At 35.9% G+C, this 17,537-nt stretch carries 20 protein-coding genes and 1 riboswitch; of the genes, 12 read left to right on the forward strand and 8 right to left on the reverse strand.

Annotated features, from left to right (window positions below; translation table 11 throughout):
* Window positions 1-159: 159 nt before the first annotated feature.
* Window positions 160-1,398 carry an MFS transporter gene (locus DB891_RS05695; protein ID WP_116761480.1) on the reverse strand — a complete coding sequence of 413 codons (1,239 nt, stop codon included), beginning with the start codon at window positions 1,396-1,398 and terminating at the stop codon, window positions 160-162.
* 222 nt (window positions 1,399-1,620) lie between these two features.
* Here DB891_RS05695 and DB891_RS05700 point away from each other — a divergent pair, with 222 nt between their 5' ends.
* The 11 genes from DB891_RS05700 to DB891_RS05750 all read left to right on the forward strand — a co-directional run bounded on the left by DB891_RS05700 (window position 1,621) and on the right by DB891_RS05750 (window position 11,369).
* Window positions 1,621-2,679 carry a Ppx/GppA phosphatase family protein gene (locus DB891_RS05700; protein ID WP_116761482.1) on the forward strand — a complete coding sequence of 353 codons (1,059 nt, stop codon included), beginning with the start codon at window positions 1,621-1,623 and terminating at the stop codon, window positions 2,677-2,679.
* A 149-nt stretch (window positions 2,680-2,828) separates the two neighbouring features.
* A complete protein-coding gene (locus DB891_RS05705) occupies window positions 2,829-3,494 on the forward strand; it encodes a hypothetical protein (protein WP_116761484.1) in 666 nt (221 codons plus the stop codon).
* Window positions 3,494-4,057: a DNA-3-methyladenine glycosylase I gene (locus tag DB891_RS05710; RefSeq protein ID WP_116761486.1), complete on the forward strand. Its 564-nt coding sequence runs from the start codon at window positions 3,494-3,496 to the stop codon at window positions 4,055-4,057. Before DB891_RS05705 ends, DB891_RS05710 begins: the two co-directional genes overlap by 1 nt.
* A 122-nt stretch (window positions 4,058-4,179) precedes the next feature.
* Window positions 4,180-4,275: riboswitch (TPP riboswitch) on the forward strand.
* A 65-nt stretch (window positions 4,276-4,340) separates the two neighbouring features.
* Window positions 4,341-4,547, forward strand: a complete 207-nt coding sequence (gene thiS / locus DB891_RS05715; RefSeq protein ID WP_116761488.1) for a sulfur carrier protein ThiS — start codon at window positions 4,341-4,343, stop codon at window positions 4,545-4,547.
* Between the two features lie 110 nt (window positions 4,548-4,657).
* Window positions 4,658-6,481, forward strand: a complete 1,824-nt coding sequence (gene thiC, locus DB891_RS05720) for a phosphomethylpyrimidine synthase ThiC (protein ID WP_116761490.1) — start codon at window positions 4,658-4,660, stop codon at window positions 6,479-6,481.
* A 129-nt stretch (window positions 6,482-6,610) separates the two neighbouring features.
* Window positions 6,611-7,222, forward strand: coding sequence for a thiamine phosphate synthase (locus tag DB891_RS05725; protein WP_116761492.1), 612 nt, complete (start codon window positions 6,611-6,613; stop codon window positions 7,220-7,222).
* On the forward strand, window positions 7,195-7,950 hold the full coding sequence (locus tag DB891_RS05730) for a hydroxymethylpyrimidine/phosphomethylpyrimidine kinase (protein WP_116761494.1): 756 nt from the start codon (window positions 7,195-7,197) through the stop codon (window positions 7,948-7,950). The genes DB891_RS05725 and DB891_RS05730 overlap by 28 nt, the downstream gene beginning before the upstream one ends.
* Window positions 7,943-8,581: a thiamine phosphate synthase gene (locus DB891_RS05735; protein WP_116761496.1), complete on the forward strand. Its 639-nt coding sequence runs from the start codon at window positions 7,943-7,945 to the stop codon at window positions 8,579-8,581. Before DB891_RS05730 ends, DB891_RS05735 begins: the two co-directional genes overlap by 8 nt.
* Entirely contained in the window at window positions 8,568-9,338 is a 771-nt protein-coding gene (locus DB891_RS05740) for a thiazole synthase (RefSeq protein ID WP_116761498.1), read from the forward strand. Before DB891_RS05735 ends, DB891_RS05740 begins: the two co-directional genes overlap by 14 nt.
* Window positions 9,339-9,473: 135 nt before the next feature.
* Window positions 9,474-10,652 carry a 2-iminoacetate synthase ThiH gene (thiH, locus tag DB891_RS05745; RefSeq protein WP_116761500.1) on the forward strand — a complete coding sequence of 393 codons (1,179 nt, stop codon included), beginning with the start codon at window positions 9,474-9,476 and terminating at the stop codon, window positions 10,650-10,652.
* 6 nt (window positions 10,653-10,658) lie between these two features.
* Window positions 10,659-11,369 carry a HesA/MoeB/ThiF family protein gene (locus tag DB891_RS05750; RefSeq protein WP_116761502.1) on the forward strand — a complete coding sequence of 237 codons (711 nt, stop codon included), beginning with the start codon at window positions 10,659-10,661 and terminating at the stop codon, window positions 11,367-11,369.
* 173 nt (window positions 11,370-11,542) lie between these two features.
* On the opposite strand, the gene aat is transcribed toward DB891_RS05750, so the two are convergent.
* The 3 genes from aat to DB891_RS05765 form a co-directional block, all read right to left on the reverse strand.
* The gene (aat, locus tag DB891_RS05755; RefSeq protein WP_116761504.1) at window positions 11,543-12,181 is read right to left on the reverse strand and encodes a leucyl/phenylalanyl-tRNA--protein transferase; all 639 of its coding nucleotides are present in this window, start codon (window positions 12,179-12,181) and stop codon (window positions 11,543-11,545) included.
* A gap of 156 nt (window positions 12,182-12,337) precedes the next feature.
* Entirely contained in the window at window positions 12,338-12,712 is a 375-nt protein-coding gene (locus DB891_RS05760; protein WP_116761506.1) for a DUF3127 domain-containing protein, read from the reverse strand.
* Window positions 12,713-12,733: 21 nt separating this feature from the next.
* Window positions 12,734-13,621, reverse strand: coding sequence for a flavin reductase family protein (locus DB891_RS05765; RefSeq protein ID WP_116761508.1), 888 nt, complete (start codon window positions 13,619-13,621; stop codon window positions 12,734-12,736).
* A gap of 366 nt (window positions 13,622-13,987) precedes the next feature.
* On the opposite strand from DB891_RS05765, the gene DB891_RS05770 reads away from it, so the two are divergent.
* The gene (locus DB891_RS05770; RefSeq protein ID WP_116761510.1) at window positions 13,988-15,145 is read left to right on the forward strand and encodes a sensor histidine kinase; all 1,158 of its coding nucleotides are present in this window, start codon (window positions 13,988-13,990) and stop codon (window positions 15,143-15,145) included.
* Here DB891_RS05770 and DB891_RS05775 read toward each other — a convergent pair.
* The 4 genes from DB891_RS05775 to greA form a co-directional block, all read right to left on the reverse strand.
* The gene (locus DB891_RS05775; RefSeq protein ID WP_124019497.1) at window positions 15,138-15,491 is read right to left on the reverse strand and encodes a hypothetical protein; all 354 of its coding nucleotides are present in this window, start codon (window positions 15,489-15,491) and stop codon (window positions 15,138-15,140) included. The two genes, DB891_RS05770 and DB891_RS05775, sit on opposite strands and share 8 nt — an antisense overlap.
* 12 nt (window positions 15,492-15,503) lie before the next feature.
* Window positions 15,504-16,304: a transglutaminase domain-containing protein gene (locus DB891_RS05780; protein WP_116761514.1), complete on the reverse strand. Its 801-nt coding sequence runs from the start codon at window positions 16,302-16,304 to the stop codon at window positions 15,504-15,506.
* Between the two features lie 79 nt (window positions 16,305-16,383).
* A complete protein-coding gene (locus tag DB891_RS05785) occupies window positions 16,384-16,773 on the reverse strand; it encodes an HIT family protein (protein WP_116761516.1) in 390 nt (129 codons plus the stop codon).
* A 140-nt stretch (window positions 16,774-16,913) separates the two neighbouring features.
* On the reverse strand, window positions 16,914-17,390 hold the full coding sequence (gene greA / locus DB891_RS05790; protein ID WP_116761518.1) for a transcription elongation factor GreA: 477 nt from the start codon (window positions 17,388-17,390) through the stop codon (window positions 16,914-16,916).
* Window positions 17,391-17,537: the final 147 nt, after the last annotated feature.

Consider the following 17,537-nt stretch of genomic DNA (forward strand, 5'->3'; position numbering starts at 1 on the left):
AGAAAGAAATAAAACCAAATTAAAATTAAGGACTTATTGACGCAAAAAAAAACAGCAGTAAACTTTTGCTTACTGCTGTCTAAAATTTATTAAAACTATATTCCTTTCTCAGGGACAACTGTTTTTACAATCAAAAACTGAATTAACACAGAGGGAGTTTTATTCATCAAGAAAAATGGCATCAACTTTTCTATCAGTATTCACGTCTTCCTTCTCAACCATGGCAAACAGCTTAAACACCAGTAAAGAACCAACCATTCCGAGAGCAGCCATAAACATCCAATTAGACTCATAACCTGACCTTTGAATGATTTCCATCCCGCTTTTAGCACTTAAGATATGTGCAAAACTATAACTCATCGTAAAAGCAGCCATATACTTCCCTTCATGCGATTCGTAAGACCTACCCATTGCAAATGAGTTGGCAAAAGGAAAAGTCAACATTACACCGAATGTCATAAGCAACATCATAGGAATCAAAGCAGCTTGCCAAGGTAACAACAAAAGCAAGAAACTAGAAGACATAAGCAACAGTCCTACAAAAATAACTCTATGATTATCTATTTTATTTTTGATTACATAATTCACTATCGGAAGTTCAAAAAGCAAAATAAGGAGTCCATTTAAACTCAAAAGCAACCCGCTATCAAATTCCGACATATTAAATCGCTCTTTATGATACAATGGTAAAGTGGTAAAAATCTGAAAAAACAAAATCCCAGTAATCAGACAAATTACCAAATGCAACATAAATGGTCGATCTTTTCTTATTGAAATCTTTTTGAAACCGTCATGATGCTTTTTCAATTTTACTGGCAATGTTTTTTCTTTAACAAAAAACACGAAAACGATTATTGCCAATATACAGGTTACACCATCAACATAAAAGATATATCCATATCCCAGTTGCATGATAATTAAACCACCTAATACTGGTCCAAAAAGGAATCCTAAATTAACAGCTGCGCGTGTTAATGCAAAAGCACGAGCTCTATTTTCTTTTGTGGTAAATGTTTTTAGACATACTAACATAGCTGGTCGAAACATATCGGCAACAGTTGTCAATACGAGTATGCCCATACAAAGCGATTCAAAAGTAGTCGCATATTGCAACACGATAAACACGATTCCACTGGTAAATAAACTGAACACCATGACCTTATAAAAGCCAATTTTATCAGATAATTTACCACTAAGCCAAGTTCCAATTATGGAACCAATACCGAAGAAAACCATTACCCAGCCTATTTGACTGTAACTGAATTCTAAGTTTTCTTTCATGTACTTTGACAGAAAGGGAATAACCATAGTCCCTGCTCTGTTGATGAATGTAATTAAAGTAAGTATCCAAATCTCTTTTGGAAAATCTCTAAAATTGTTGAGGTATTTTTTTATCATAATTAATTTTTTTTGGGGCAAAAAATTTTTCTATATTGGCAAAAATAGATTTTTTTTTAAATCAACCAACAATCGAGTTGTTAAAAAACAAAACAAATACATAACAATTTCATAACATAGCTGCGTAAAAAAAAAACTTATATAAAAAAAACAATAAAAAAAGGAATATATCGATTTTTAATATAGATTTGCAACAATCAAAAACCCCAAACAATAATAAACATGAAAGAAAAAATTTACTTTTTGATAACATGCCTTATCCTTTCCTATTCTACACAGGCACAGCTCTATGGTGGAATAGAAATAGGAAGTAAAGGTATAAAAATGACCGTTCTTGATGTGGAGAATCTTAAAAGAAACACCTACGACGTTAAGGAGTTCTGGACTGAAAACGTAGGAATCGCAGCTGGTATCGGAATAGACGGTGCTCTATTAAAAGAAGACATCGATAAAGCTGGTACAGTAGTTGCAAACAACTACAAAAGAATGCTTACAGAATACCGAATTGAAGACAAAAATATTTTTATCGTAGCCTCATCAGGAGTAGGTTTGGCAAACAACACTAATGACTTGGTGGTAAAAATTAAAGAGGTAACCAATAAAAAAATTGAAATTATCTCTTCATCACTAGAAGCTAAATTACTTTTAAGAGGATGTATTCCGCCTAAGAACTATTTAAATTCTGTAATTGTTGACATAGGAGGTGGAAACGCTAAAGGAGGCTATGCCAAAGAAATCAATGGCTCATCCGTCTTTTTTCCAATTTCGTGTGATCTAGGAACGGTTACTTTGACTGAACTTATCAATAAAAAATGCAAACAAAAAACGATATTCGAATTCAGTGAAAACTTATTTGATTATCTACCTACAATGAGGGAGAGTTTCAAAAAAATGTATACTAGCCGACCTGAGTCACAAGAAAAAAGCAATGTTTACATCTCTGGTGGTGCAGCCTGGGCTTTTTACACCCTAACTACAGGAATTAAGGCAGAGGAAAATTTCACACAAGTACAATATGATGACATCCTAGCGATCAGAACCATTGCCGAAAACAATTACCAAAGATTTGTAACTGCTGCCGAAAGCAATGTTGAAATGCAAAAAGTATTAAAAACATACCAACAAAAATCATTGATAGCTGCTTTTAATCTTTTGGAAACTTCTCTTGAAGTTATTCCTAACGTACAAAACAAAAAAATCTTTTTTGCTAAACAAGGCCAAATTGCTTGGTTAGTGAGTTATGTATTTGACAACGCTAAAGGTGTAAAACAAATAAATTAGACCAATTACAACAAATACATCCTTATAATAATTAAATCCCATTCATTATGTTTGGGATTTTTTTATTTGCTTTATTCAACAATCCTTTTAAAAAGGTTCGGAAAATAGTTTAATTTGTACAATTAATTCAGCATTACAACACACTTACCATGAAGGATTTAAAAACAATATTCTCATTCTTATTTCTTGCATCTCTAATCAGTTGTGGTGGCAAAAATGAAGCTGAAGAAAAAAACAAAAAAGAAACCAGTTTGTCTGAAACTTCTAAAGTTATTTCAGATAGTATGAACACTGAGCTTTCAAACGACACTAGTACCGTAAAATTCACTCACGGGAATTTCAACACATCAAGTAGTTCCGCAAGCAACACAAAAGATTCTGGCAAAAACAATATGGATAAACGAAATAGCGAAACAAGCATTTCATCCCCAACAAAAGAAGCCGAAACTGTCATCAATTCTCCTTTACGAAACCTATTAAAACAGGCACAAACAGGAAAATCATACACCAAAAAAGAGCTTATTGAAGAATACAAGTTCCCCAAAGAAGCGGTTGACCTCATCAAACAAGTAACTTGTGTAGGTTCTAATAAATTATATTTCAAATGGGGCAATACCTGGATTGCTGAAAAAGTATCTGATGCCGAATTCGAAAACGACACATTGATTTTCACCTTCAAACAAAACAAAACTTACGTATCTGGCGGTGCCATCGGAATAAAGTACAATAAAAAATTATACACTGATTTGATACTTAATAACGGAGCAGCCTATATTCCTACCGTAAAAGGCTACCACTGGGATATTAATAAATAATGGACAAAGAACTTACAAGATGCGGCTGGTGCAATTCCAGCGAATTATATCAAAAATACCACGACGAAGAATGGGGCGTTCCCGTGTATGAAGACACCAAACTATTTGAATTTCTACTCTTAGAAACTTTTCAAGCAGGTTTGAGTTGGATCACAATCCTCAACAAAAGAGAAAATTTCAGAGCAGCCTTTGACGCATTCGACTATAAAAAAATAGCCAACTATTCCGAAGACAAAATTCAGGATCTACTACAAGATGCGGGTATCATTCGCAACCAGTTAAAAGTGCGCTCAGCAGTTTCCAATGCCATTGCCTTTATGAAAGTTCAGGATGAATTTGGCAGTTTTTCCAAGTATATCTGGGGTTTTACAGACGGAAAACCCATTGTAAATAATCGAAAAAGCCTAAGCGAAGTTCAAGCCACAACTCCCCTATCAGACGCCATCAGCAAAGATTTAAAAAAACGCGGATTCAAATTCGTAGGTTCAACTGTAGTTTACGCACACATGCAAGCCACGGGCATGGTTGATGATCACGTAGCCGATTGCTGGAAGAGGAATTAGATCACAGAAAGCAGGTTTCAGAAAGCAGATTTCACTTTTCAGAAATATCACAAAAACATCTAAGCAGCAATAAGTTTAAACATTAAACTTTTAAACTATTAAACTTTTTTAATTACATTTGTTTCCAACTTTAGGGGTGTCTACAATTGTAGGCTGAGATTTTACCCTCTGAACCTGATCTAGTTCATACTAGCGTAGGGAAAAGTAAGATGACTTCCGTGTACCATTGCGTGTACTCCTGTAGCCATTCCTAAAGTATAACCTATACTAAATTCAAAAAGGAATGGAACTAAAAATCAACAATCAAACCAAACAATTTCCCCTTGACAGTCTCACTGTACAAGCACTTCTTGACTTAGAAATTCCCGAAAAACAAAACGGAATTGCTATTGCCATAAACAATACTGTTATTCCAAAAACCCATTGGAATTCCCATTTTATAACAGAAACCGACGACATCTTAATCATTTCAGCAACCCAAGGGGGATAGTATTCAGTTTGCAGATTGCGGTTTGCAATATTCAGTTCCAAAAACTGAACATAATTCCAATTCAAAAGTAAAAATCCGTATTTATACGTGTCTAATCTAATCACAAACCAATGAACAACGAAGAAAAAATTTCAAGAACCCCGTTTCCAAATTCAAAAAAAATATATATCGATGGAGAAATTCACCCGATAAAAGTAGCCATGAGAGAAATTTCTTTGGCCGACACCAAAATGTCCAACGGAAGAATAGAGAAAAATCCAGCTGTAACTGTTTACGATACTTCAGGACCTTTCACCGACCCAAATATCGAAATTGACATCCGAAAAGGATTGCCTCGAATCCGCGAACAATGGATTCTAGACCGTAATGACGTCGAAGAATTAACCGAAGTCACATCAAATTATGGTAAAGAGCGTTTGAACAATGAAAAACTGGATCATTTGCGTTTTGAATACCTACACAAACCCATGCGTGCCAAAAAAGGAGCCAATGTATCCCAATTGTATTACGCGAAACAAGGTATTATCACTCCCGAAATGGAATACATCGCCATTCGTGAAAACCAACGCATCGAACAATTGAATGAGCAAACCAAAGCCATGCAATGTCAACACAAAGGAAATAGTTTTGGAGCCCACACTCCAAAAAGCAAAATCACTCCCGAATTCGTACGAAGCGAAGTCGCAAGAGGTCGCGCCATTATCCCCAACAATATCAACCATCCAGAAAGCGAACCTATGATTGTAGGTCGCAACTTTTTGGTCAAAATAAATGCCAACATCGGAAACAGTGCAGTCACTTCAAGCATAGAAGAAGAAGTAGAAAAAGCAGTTTGGGCATGCCGTTGGGGAGCAGACACCATTATGGATTTGTCAACCGGAAAAAACATCCACGAAACCAGAGAATGGATTATTCGTAATTCACCAGTGCCTATCGGAACCGTTCCTATTTACCAAGCTTTAGAAAAAGTAAACGGAATAGCCGAAGATCTAACTTGGGAAGTCTTTCGAGACACCCTTATTGAGCAAGCAGAGCAAGGAGTTTCCTATTTCACCATTCATGCTGGAGTATTATTGCGCTATATTCACTTAACTGCAGAGCGTGTAACGGGTATTGTTTCCCGTGGTGGTTCAATCATGGCAAAATGGTGTTTATTCCACCACAAAGAAAACTTCCTGTATACTCATTTTGAAGACATTTGCGAAATCATAAAACAATACGATGTGGCTTTCTCTTTGGGAGATGGTTTACGTCCTGGTTCTATAGCAGACGCCAATGACGCAGCACAATTCGCAGAACTGGAAACACTAGGAGAACTTACAAAAGTAGCTTGGAAACACGATGTACAGGTATTCATTGAAGGTCCAGGTCATGTCCCAATGCACATGATTAAAGAAAATATGGAGAAACAATTAGAACATTGTGACGAAGCTCCATTTTATACATTAGGTCCATTGACAACCGATATTGCCCCAGGTTACGACCACATCACCTCAGCCATTGGAGCTGCGATGATTGGCTGGTATGGTTGCGCCATGTTATGTTACGTAACACCAAAAGAACATCTTGGTTTACCGAACAAGAAAGACGTAAAAGATGGAGTGATCACCTATAAGATTGCCGCACACGCTGCCGACTTGGCCAAAGGTCACCCCGGTTCACAATACCGTGACAATGCATTGAGCAAAGCCCGTTTTGAATTCCGTTGGGAAGATCAGTTCAATTTATCATTAGATCCTGATACAGCAAGAGAATTCCATGATGAAACCTTACCTGCAGACGGCGCAAAAGTAGCTCACTTTTGTTCTATGTGCGGTCCTAAATTTTGCTCTATGAAAATATCACAGGAAATCCGTGATGTTGCCGAGGCCGAAAAAGGAATGCAGGAGCAATCAAAGAAATTCATTGAACAAGGTAAAGAGATATACGTATAAGAATTAAGATTGGAGTATTAAGTATCAAGTTTTTAACAATGAGACAATCCTCACTTCTTTATACTTAATACCCCCCTTCCTAACACTCCTGTCTTAATACTTAATACTCCCCATCTTAATACTCTTTAAATGATTGTAATTTCAAATCCTATTTCAGTAGCTAACGAAATCAACATCATCCATTCTCTTTTTGAGGAAGGATTGGTGTCATTTCATGTTCGGAAGCCCTATTTTGGAATTTCTGAAATGAAACAATTTCTACTAGCAATCAATCCCAAGTATAGAGATCGTTTGGTTTTACACAGTCATCATGATTTAGCAGAAGAATTAAGCATAAAGCGCATTCACTTTAGCGAAAGCGAAAGAAAATCCACACTAATACAGCCAAATAGAGTGCCATTTGACACATTCAAAAGCCAAGAATTTCGATTGAGTACATCGGTTCATACCATTAAAGATTTCAACACATTGGATGACAGTTTCAACTATGCCTTTTTGAGCCCAGTTTTTCCCAGTATTTCGAAAGAAAATTATACTTCGAAAACAGATTTATTTGAAGAAATAAAAAAAAGAGAAAAATTTACAACTCAACTCGTTGCATTGGGCGGAATGAACTCAAATACAATAAATCAAACATTGGAAAATGGCTTTGACAGAGTGGCTCTTTTGGGAACCATTTGGAACAGTAAGAATCCAATTAAAAACTTTAAATTATGTCAGAGAATCGTCCAATCGTTTTAAGTATAGCAGGTTTCGATCCTTTGGGTGGCGCAGGAGTATTGGCAGACATCAAAACTTTTGAGCAACATAAAGTGTATGGATTTGCCATCAACACGGCAAATACAATACAAACCGAAAATGAATTCCATAGAATACAATGGACTCCTATTGACTTCGTTGTAGAATCCATAATAACATTTTTGAATAATTATCCAGTCAAAGCGGTCAAAATTGGCATTGTACCCTCATTGGGTTATTTGAATGAAATCATTATTTTTCTGAAAAAACATTCGCCAACTATCAAAATTATTTGGGATCCCATTTTAAAATCCACAACCGAATTTGATTTTTTAACCCTTTCGAACCAACAAATTTTAATCGATATTTTAAATCAAATCGATTTGATTACTCCAAATTTCAATGAAATCAGACAATTTAATCTCGAAGAAAAAAATGCAGATACTATTGCAAACTCTTATTCCCATTATTGTTCTGTTTTACTAAAAGGCGGGCATAATCCCAACGAAATAGGCGTTGATTATCTATATTCCCAAAATGGCATTTATAGGTATTCACCCAAAACCGACAATTGTCACGAAAAACATGGGTCTGGCTGCGTACTTTCCTCGGCAATTACAGCCAATCTTGCATTGGGGCAAAACCTAAAAACGGCTTGCGAAAATGCAAAAATATACACAGAGAACTATTTATTATCTAATTCAACTAAACTAGGATTTCATTATGTATAATAAACTACAGTACATTTCCCAAGGAGACACGATCAAAGAGCAATTGTACAACATCCAGCAAGCGTTGGATAGCGGATGTGATTGGATTCAGCTGCGATTCAAGAATCAAAAAGCAAAAAAGTCATTTGCTTTGGCCGAAGCCGTACATTTTTTGTGTGAAGAATACCTAGCCAACTTCATCATCAACGACGATGTGCATTTAGCCGAACAAATGGCTGCCGATGGTGTTCATCTAGGACTTTCGGACATGAGCATTTTAGAAGCACGAGCTATTTTAGGCAATACCAAAATCATCGGAGCAACCGCAAACACCTTTGTAGACGTAACAAATCATATCAATAACGGTTGTGATTATATTGGGTTAGGGCCTTTTCAATTCACAAAAACCAAAGACAATTTAAGTCCAATTTTAGGGCTGGACGGCTATCGATCTATTATAGACCAACTCAATCCTACGCAAAAAGAAACGCCCATTTATGCCATTGGGGGTATTACATTAGAAAATGTGGATGCACTCATGACTACAGGGATTCATGGCATTGCGGTTTCGGGAATCATCACCCGAAGCGAGCATAAAAACAAAATCATAACTGAACTTAACGAAAAATTATATGGCAATGTCATTGTTTAAAATAGGAGACAGAACGCTAAAATCCAGACTGTTTTTAGGAACTGGGAAATTTGGATCCAACACAGAAATGGAAGAAGCGATTCTGGCTTCCGAAAGCGAATTGGTAACTGTAGCGCTAAAAAGAATTGATTTAGAAACCGACACCGATGCTATTTTAAATCACCTAAAACACCCCCGAATTAATTTATTGCCCAACACTTCGGGAGCGCGAAATGCCAAAGAAGCGATCTTTGCCGCCCAACTGGCTAGAGAAGCTTTAGAAACCAATTGGTTAAAACTCGAAATTCATCCCGACCCGAAATATTTAATGCCAGATGCCATAGAAACCCTAAAAGCAACTGAAGCATTGGCAAAATTGGGATTCATTGTTTTACCCTACATCCATGCCGATCCCGTTTTGTGCAAACATCTGGAAAATGCGGGAACGGCGGCGGTAATGCCGTTGGGCTCTCCTATTGGCAGTAATAAAGGATTAAAAACGATAGATTTCTTAGAAATAATTATTGAACAAAGTAAGGTTCCTGTCATAATTGATGCGGGTATTGGCGCTCCCTCTGATGCAGCCAAGGCTATGGAACTTGGAGCCGATGCCGTACTGGTCAACACCGCAATTGCTGTAGCCGGTAATCCTAAATTTATGGCCGAAGCTTTTAAGGAAGCTGTAATCGCTGGACGAAAAGCCTTTGAAGCCAAACTGGGACAGCAATACAAACAAGCTGTTGCTTCTAGTCCATTGACGGCTTTTTTGTATGAGTAAGTATCTTTAAATTAACCGCAAAGAGCACAAAGATTTACGCAATCCCGATAGTTATCGGGACGCAAAGCTTTGCGAACTTAACTTTAGAAATAAAACATAAACCTTTGCGACCCTTGCGGTAAAAAACTAAACATTATGGAAACATTCAAATCGGTTTTTGGAGATTATGATTGGGACACCATTCAATCCAAAATATACCAAACGACCACCAAACAAGTCGAACAGGCATTAGCGAAAAGCAAAAGAAATCTAGACGATTTTATCGCTTTGATTTCGCCTGCAGCAACAACTTATTTGGAGCAAATGGCACAAGAATGCCACGAGCTGACCAAAAAACGCTTTGGTAAAACCATTCAAATGTATGCTCCGTTGTATTTGAGCAATGAATGCCAAAACATTTGTACCTATTGTGGGTTTAGTTTAGACAATAAAATTAAACGCAAAACATTATCAGATGCTGAAATAAAGCTAGAAGTAGAGTCTTTGAAAGAAGCGGGTTTTGATCATGTCTTATTGGTCACGGGAGAAGCCAATTACACCGTAAACATTAATTATTTTCTAAATGCGATTGAACAAATAAAAAATGATTTCTCAACTATATCTGTAGAAGTACAACCGCTGTCCACCGAAGAATATCAGCAACTACATGAAGCTGGGGTTTATTCGGTTTTGGTATATCAAGAAACCTATCATCAGGAAGTGTATAAAAAATATCACACCAAAGGCAAAAAATCCAATTTTGATTTTCGACTGGAAACACCCGACAGAATCGGGAAAGCAGGAATTCATAAAATTGGATTGGGCGTATTATTAGGTCTGGAAGATTGGCGAACGGATAGTTTTTTTAATACTTTGCATTTGGATTACTTACAGAAAACCTATTGGCAGACAAAATATTCGGTTTCTTTTCCGAGATTACGTCCAGCCGAGGGAATTATTGAACCCAACTTTATTATGGACGACAAAGATCTCACTCAATTGATTTGCGCATATCGCTTGTGGAATGAAGATTTGGAAATTTCTATATCTACCCGAGAGAACGAAAATTTCAGGAATAACATCATTCCAATTGGAGTGACGAGCATGAGTGCGGGATCTAAAACCAATCCGGGCGGTTACGTTGTTGACCCGCAATCTCTGGAACAATTTGAGATTAGCGATGAGCGCTCGGCTCAAGAAATAGCCAAAATAATTAGTAATAAAGGATATGAAGCTGTTTGGAAAGACAATCCTTATCTAGTCACCTCACCCCAACCCTCTCCAAAGGAGAGGGAGCCTAAATCTAAAATCGTTAATCATCATTCAACAATCTAAAATCCCATGAGTATAGTTCAAGATTATTTAAGATACAACCGCCAAATGATGCTGCCCGAAATAGGCGATTCGGGACAAGAAAAATTAAAAAAAGCCAAAGTCTTAGTCATTGGTGCCGGAGGATTGGGCTGCCCAATATTACAATATATTGCTACGGCAGGAGTTGGTACCATTGGCATAGTCGATTTTGACAAAATTGAGCTTCATAACTTACACCGACAAATTCTATATACCGAGAACCAAGTGGGACAAAGCAAAGCAACAACTGCACAAAAAGTATTGGAGACGTTGAATCCTTTGATTACCGTTATGGCTATCGAAGAAAAATTAACCTCCGAAAACGCAATCCGAATCATGCAAGATTTTGATTTTATTGTGGATGGATCCGATAATTTTGAAACCCGTTATTTGGTAAACGACACCTGTGTCACTCTAGGAAAAACATTGGTTTACGGAAGTATTCTAAAATTTGAAGGGCAACTGGCTGTTTTCAATCACAATGGAACAAAGAACCTTCGGGATTTATTTCCGGAACCACCCAACCCAAAAGATGTCCCAAATTGCAACTTGAATGGTGTGTTGGGAACATTACCCGGAATCATCGGCACTATGATGGCGCATGAAACCTTAAAACTGATAATGGATTTACCAACATTAGAAAATGAATTGGTATTGTTTAGTACTTTGAATTGGAGTTTTACAAAGTTGAAATTTTAAAAACAAGTCTTAATCGTAATTCGTAATATATTACAAAAAATAAAAATGGCACACAGATAACACAGATTGAGCGGATTTACACTGATTAAAATCTGTGTAAAATCTGTGTAAATCGGTTTAATCCGTAAAATCAGTGGGCTAATAAATTAGACCGTGAATAGCGATTCTGACAACTATTTACTCTTCAAAATTGTCATAAAAACTTCTCGCTCTATTTCTCTGCATCCCAAACTTTCGAGATGTTCATTATATACTTGACAATCTAACAAGCGATAATTCTCTTTTTTGAGTTGGTTCGTCAAAGCAATAAAAGCGACTTTGGAAGCATTTGAAACCAACGAAAACATACTTTCTCCACAAAAAATATGCCCTAGATCGATCCCGTACAATCCTCCAACTAATTGGTCGTTTTGCCAAACTTCTATTGATTTTGCTATTCCCAATTCATTGAGTTTACAATACCCCTCAATCATTTCATTGGTAATCCAGGTTCCGGTTTGTCCGTCTCGTTTTATCTGTTGGCAATTGGAAATAACATCTCTAAAATTTTGATTGAAAGTAACTGTAAAATGATTCCGATTCAAAATATTTCGCATGCTTTTTGAAACGATCAATTCATCCAGAAACAATACCATTCTAGGATTGGGTGACCACCAAATAATAGGTTCCCCCTCGTTAAACCAAGGAAAAATTCCGCTTTTGTAGGCGAGTTGCAAACGCTCTGGAGACAAATCACCCCCAAAGGCAAGGATTCCATCACTATCGGCGTGAGAAACTGGCGGAAAGAATAAAGCTTTAGATAAGTAATACATTTTCAATTTCAAAAATCAATGACAATGGCAATTTCAATAACAATGGCGATTTCAAAAATAAAAATCAATTGCAATGGCAGTTTCAAAAAATAAAAAAGTCAGAAATTCAAGTAAACTCAAACTTCTGACTTCTAATTCTATTTACTTCTTTATCTCTTAGAATGGCAAATCGTCTGCTTCTTCTTCATTTAAGTTTGTTACTGGTGCGAAAGCTGCTGCTGCCGGCATTGGAGGTGCTTGTTGAGCTGGTGCATCTGCAGCCATTCTTTCAATTCTCCAACCTTGAATACTGTTGAAATATTTAGTCTCTCCTTGTGGATTAATCCACTCTCTTCCCCTTAAATTGATAGAAACTTTTACAGCCTCTCCTATGTTATAACTGCTTAACAAATCACATTTATCTTGCGTAAATTCAATCATAATGTGCTGTGGATACTGCTCATCAGTCGTAACAACCAATTCTCTTTTTTTGAATGCTGCACTTACTTGTTGCTCTGGATTAACAACTTTAATTTTCCCTAATACTTCCATCTTCTTTTTGTTTTATTATTGTTACTTTGAATTTATTTTTTTTGCTAAAAGCACTTTCCAAGACGAAAGTACATCATTATCTAAAAGATACCTTTTGGCTTCTAAGTGCACTTTTTCCTGATCATCCGAACTCAAAACTGCTTTTACAGCAAAATTTTGGTTTACAAAGATACTAACTTCTTCCGTAGTGGGCAAGGCTTCTATATTTCCTAGCATACCTAAATCGTTTCCATCAAAAACGGGACTGTTTTTTACAAAATCCGGTATAGCATCCACACCAATTCCTAATGTCGTCAGTGGCTTTGGCACTTCAAACAACCCTTGATTTGATCTAGAATACCAATTAGCCCCTAATCTGGAAACCAAGTCTATTTTATGTTGGTCGATGGCGCCGTTCTCATTCAGAATCGCTTCACTGATGTGCATCCGGACCACTTCACAAAGAATTAAATTTCCAGCTCCTCCTTCTGTCCCTAGCGGAATGATTTGAGTCACTTTGCATTCAAACTGCACTGGAGATTCCTTAACTCTAAAAGGTTTCACAACATCAGACGGCACAGGCGTTAGCCCAGATTTTAAAAATTCGTCCACTCCATTAGCATACTCTGTACTTGCCAAAGAGGTTTGCTGCACTATATCATAATTCACCACATTAATTACTACTTCTCTAGTGGCTTCGGCATTGATTAAAGTGTGTTTAATCGTATTGTCACGCACTCTCCTTGCAGGCGAAAAAATAAGTATGGGCGGATTGGCACTAAATACATTAAAAAAGCTAAATGGAGACAAATTAGGAACACCGTTCTCTCCTATAGTACTAGCAAATGCAATAGGTCGAGGACCAACGGAACTCTGCAAATACCCTTGTAGTTTTACAGTATCTATACTTTTTGGATCAATAGTAATCATAAATTTCTTATTTGGACAAAAATAGTAAAATTGGACTTAGATTGTAGTCTGTTTGAAAGATTATATTATGAAATCGCCATGACACCGTTTGTCGCAAACACCAATAAAGATCTGGCGATACCATATTTCAGAAATTTAAATATTATCTATATATGAAAAACAAATGCCCTGATGGTCGAATTGCTCTTGCAATTACCTTTTTTACTAGACCTGACGGGTTTTAAAAACCCGTCAGGTCTAGTAAAAAAGATATAACGTCCCGATAAATATCGGGAAGCAGGAATAAGCTCCCAAAAACAATGATTCTTTGCAGAACACAATCTCACTTCCATTATTTCGTTATATTTATACCACAAATTTACATTTATGAATTTTTCACAAAGCAAAAACCCCATTCGTTGGATTATCGTTTTTATTTCCTTTCTGATTATCTCCATTATCCTTTGGAATACCTATACTTTTTTTCAAATATTCAAAAATGAGGAACGGATAAAAATGAACCTTTGGGCAACCGCACAAAAAACGCTAATCAATGCCGGAGAAAATACGGAAGTCGATTTACCGCTTCAAATATTTAGCAATAACACCACAATTCCTTTAATTCTAACAGAGAATGACAGCATTATCAATTATGTTAATATTGAAGACGAAATCATAAAAGACAAAGTAAAAGCTAAGGAATATTTAGAGGAATTAAAAAGTGAAAATGAGCCTATCAAAATCATTTACGCCCCCGGAAAATCACAAGAATTATATTATGGAGATTCCTCTTTAATAGACAAACTAAAATATTACCCTATTGCGTTGTCACTTATTATCATCTTAATTGCTTTTTTAATCTACAATTTCTACCAAAGCAATAAAGTAGCATCCCAAAACAAACTTTGGGCTGGTATGGCCAAAGAAACAGCGCACCAGATAGGAACGCCTCTCTCCTCCTTAATCGGTTGGTTAGAAATTTTAAAACTGGATAATGTAGACGAATCCGTAACGATAGAAATTGAAAAAGACATAGAACGCCTACAAACCATTACAGAACGCTTTTCTAAAATTGGATCTGAACCTAAATTGGAAAACAAAGACATTATTGAAGAAACCAAACAGTCCTATAACTATTTAATTTCCCGTTTTTCAAACCAAATCGATTTTACTTTCAAGTCTCCACAAACTCCAATAAATGTGCTCCTCAACCCAGCATTACATAGTTGGACGATAGAAAACCTAGTCAAAAACGCGATTGATGCCATGAAAGGAAGAGGCAAATTATCTTTGGAAATTGAAGAAGATGCCCATTTTGTAAAAATAAACGTTATTGATTCCGGAAGTGGTATTCCTAAAAAAGAATTTAATCGAATATTCGAAACGGGGTTTACTACCAAAAAAAGAGGTTGGGGATTAGGTCTTTCTTTAACTAGAAGAATTGTGGAGAAATACCACAAAGGACACATAAAAGTATTGAGTTCCGAGATTGGAAAAGGAACTACAATGCAAATCAGTTTTAGGAAAGCACAAACTTCTATCTAACAGGAATGCCAAAAAATGTCACTGTACTAAACATTGATTTTCTAGCCGATTTGCTTTTGCTTAAATAATCATTTACGAATTTTTCGTGTATTTCTATTTGCTTAAGAAAATTGATTAGTTCATTTTTCAACATCTTTACATTAGCAATATTATTGTCATTATACGCGCCAATGGCATAAATACGTTTTTGACAATCGACTATTTTTTCTTTTGGAGTTTCAATCATTGCCTTAATAGCAAAATCTGGTAAGGTCGGTTTGAATTTATTATTTCGATAGGAAACAAAATCATTGAACATCGTTATCGCTTGATTATAATCGTCGCTAATTGACTGCAGCTTAGCCATTGCTTCATTATTCTAGACAGCATCGACTTCACTCTTTTTTGAAAGAGTCATCTCTCGTATCAAATTATTTTCAATCCCATTTTTCTTCATTCGGATTAAAGTCACTCTAGCTTTATCCAAATCTGATAAGCCATCATAATCCTCAATCTGAGTTACAAAATCAAAAGTTGGTTTGGTTTTGTTCAGTTGAGTTTTCCCATCAATAAACTCTTGATTGGTAACTGGATACTTTAAAAACTGCCACAAATAATCAAAAGGCATGTGGGTTGCAATATATTGGCTTGGAGCAACCTTATAATGAAGGTTATTTATTTTCTTGAAAAACTTCTTTTTATCAACATAGCCAGCTCCCCAAGTGGGATCAAAAAGCCACCAAGTGTTATCAATTCTGGCAGCACACCAGGCATGAGCCAGTATATCAATTTTTCCGTTTTGCTTGGTGTATCCGTAAACCAGATAGGATTTTACACCTACTCTTTTGGCAATATCGTTAAAGACTTCCGCATAATGAATGCAAACTCCTTTCTTGGTCAGTACCGCATTTTTTATTTTATCCTGTGAAATTTCTTTATAATCAATGGATTCTATATTCTCAATATCGTATCTAATATTTGATGCTGTCCAATAAAAAGCGGCTCTCACTTTATCATTTTCAGATTTAAAATTAGCATTAATATATTCCGCGATTCCAGTCGTGGTAGTACTTAAATCATGAGGGATTTTATCCATTTTAGAATCCACCAAAGCATAAGTCACTTTCGTTTGACCAAAACCAATAACCGTAAACATTAAAAACCAAAGTACACCCTTCATGACATTTATTTTTTAGCATAAAAAAACACGAATCTTTTAAATTACTCCTTAAAAGATTCGTGTTTTTAACCATTATATTTTATAAATTCTCTTGAATACTTTTAGCCAAAGCTTCAAATTCTTCTTTTGTCAAACTCACTTTATGCTTGAATGTCATTTCTCCCATTTCGTTCAAAGGAATTAAGTGCACATGTGCGTGAGGAACTTCAAGTCCAATTACTGCCATCCCAATTCTTTTACAAGGAACCGTTTTTTCAAGTGCAATGGCCACTTTTTTGGAGAATTGCATCAAACCAAGATACAAATCATCTTCAATATCAAAAAACTTGTCTATTTCTTGCTTAGGGATACAGAGCGTATGTCCTTTTGCATTGGGATTTACATCCAGAAAAGCCAAAAAGTTTTCGTCTTCAGCAACTTTGTAACATGGAATTTCTCCATCAATGATTTTTTTAAAAATAGAACTCATAGTGATTTTAGATTTAAGAGTTTAGATTTTAGAATAAAAAAATAGAGTATAGAAAAAAGATTAAAGATAAAAAAATTAAAATTTTAGAACTTAAAAGCTTTCCTCTGATCACTTAAAAACTGACCACTGATTACTAAACACTACTCTCTAGAAATTTCCAGAATTTCAAATTTCAAAGCACCATTAGGCACTGTGATTTCGGCAACTTCGCCTACTTTTTTACCCAACAATCCTTTTCCAATAGGAGAAGTAACCGATATTTTTCCGGTTTTCAAGTCGGCTTCACTTTCAGCAACAAGCGTGTATTTCATCTCCATTCCATTAGTTTGGTTCTTGATTTTTACAATCGATAAAACCAATACTTTAGAAAGATCTAAATGTGTTTCGTCAATCAATCTGGCGTTAGAATGCACCTCTTCCAGCTTAGCGATTCTCATCTCCAGCATACCTTGGGCTTCTTTGGCCGCATCATATTCCGCATTTTCAGAAAGATCTCCTTTATCTCTTGCTTCAGCTATATCAGCAGATGCTTTTGGACGCATCACGCTTTTTAAATGATCTAATTCTTCTCTTAATTTTTTTAATCCTTCGGCTGTGTAATACGATATTGCGCTCATAATTTGGTCATTTATATAAATAGAAAAAATCCCATCAGGACGGGATTTCTTTCCACAAAGATACTACAATTTTGTTTTAGTCTATAATTATATGTTAATCATATCAATTCCAAAGTTAAATAAATTAAATTTGTTTCACTAATACTT

The organism is Flavobacterium laiguense (assembly GCF_003097655.1).
GTDB classification, from domain to species: Bacteria; Bacteroidota; Bacteroidia; order Flavobacteriales; family Flavobacteriaceae; genus Flavobacterium; species Flavobacterium laiguense.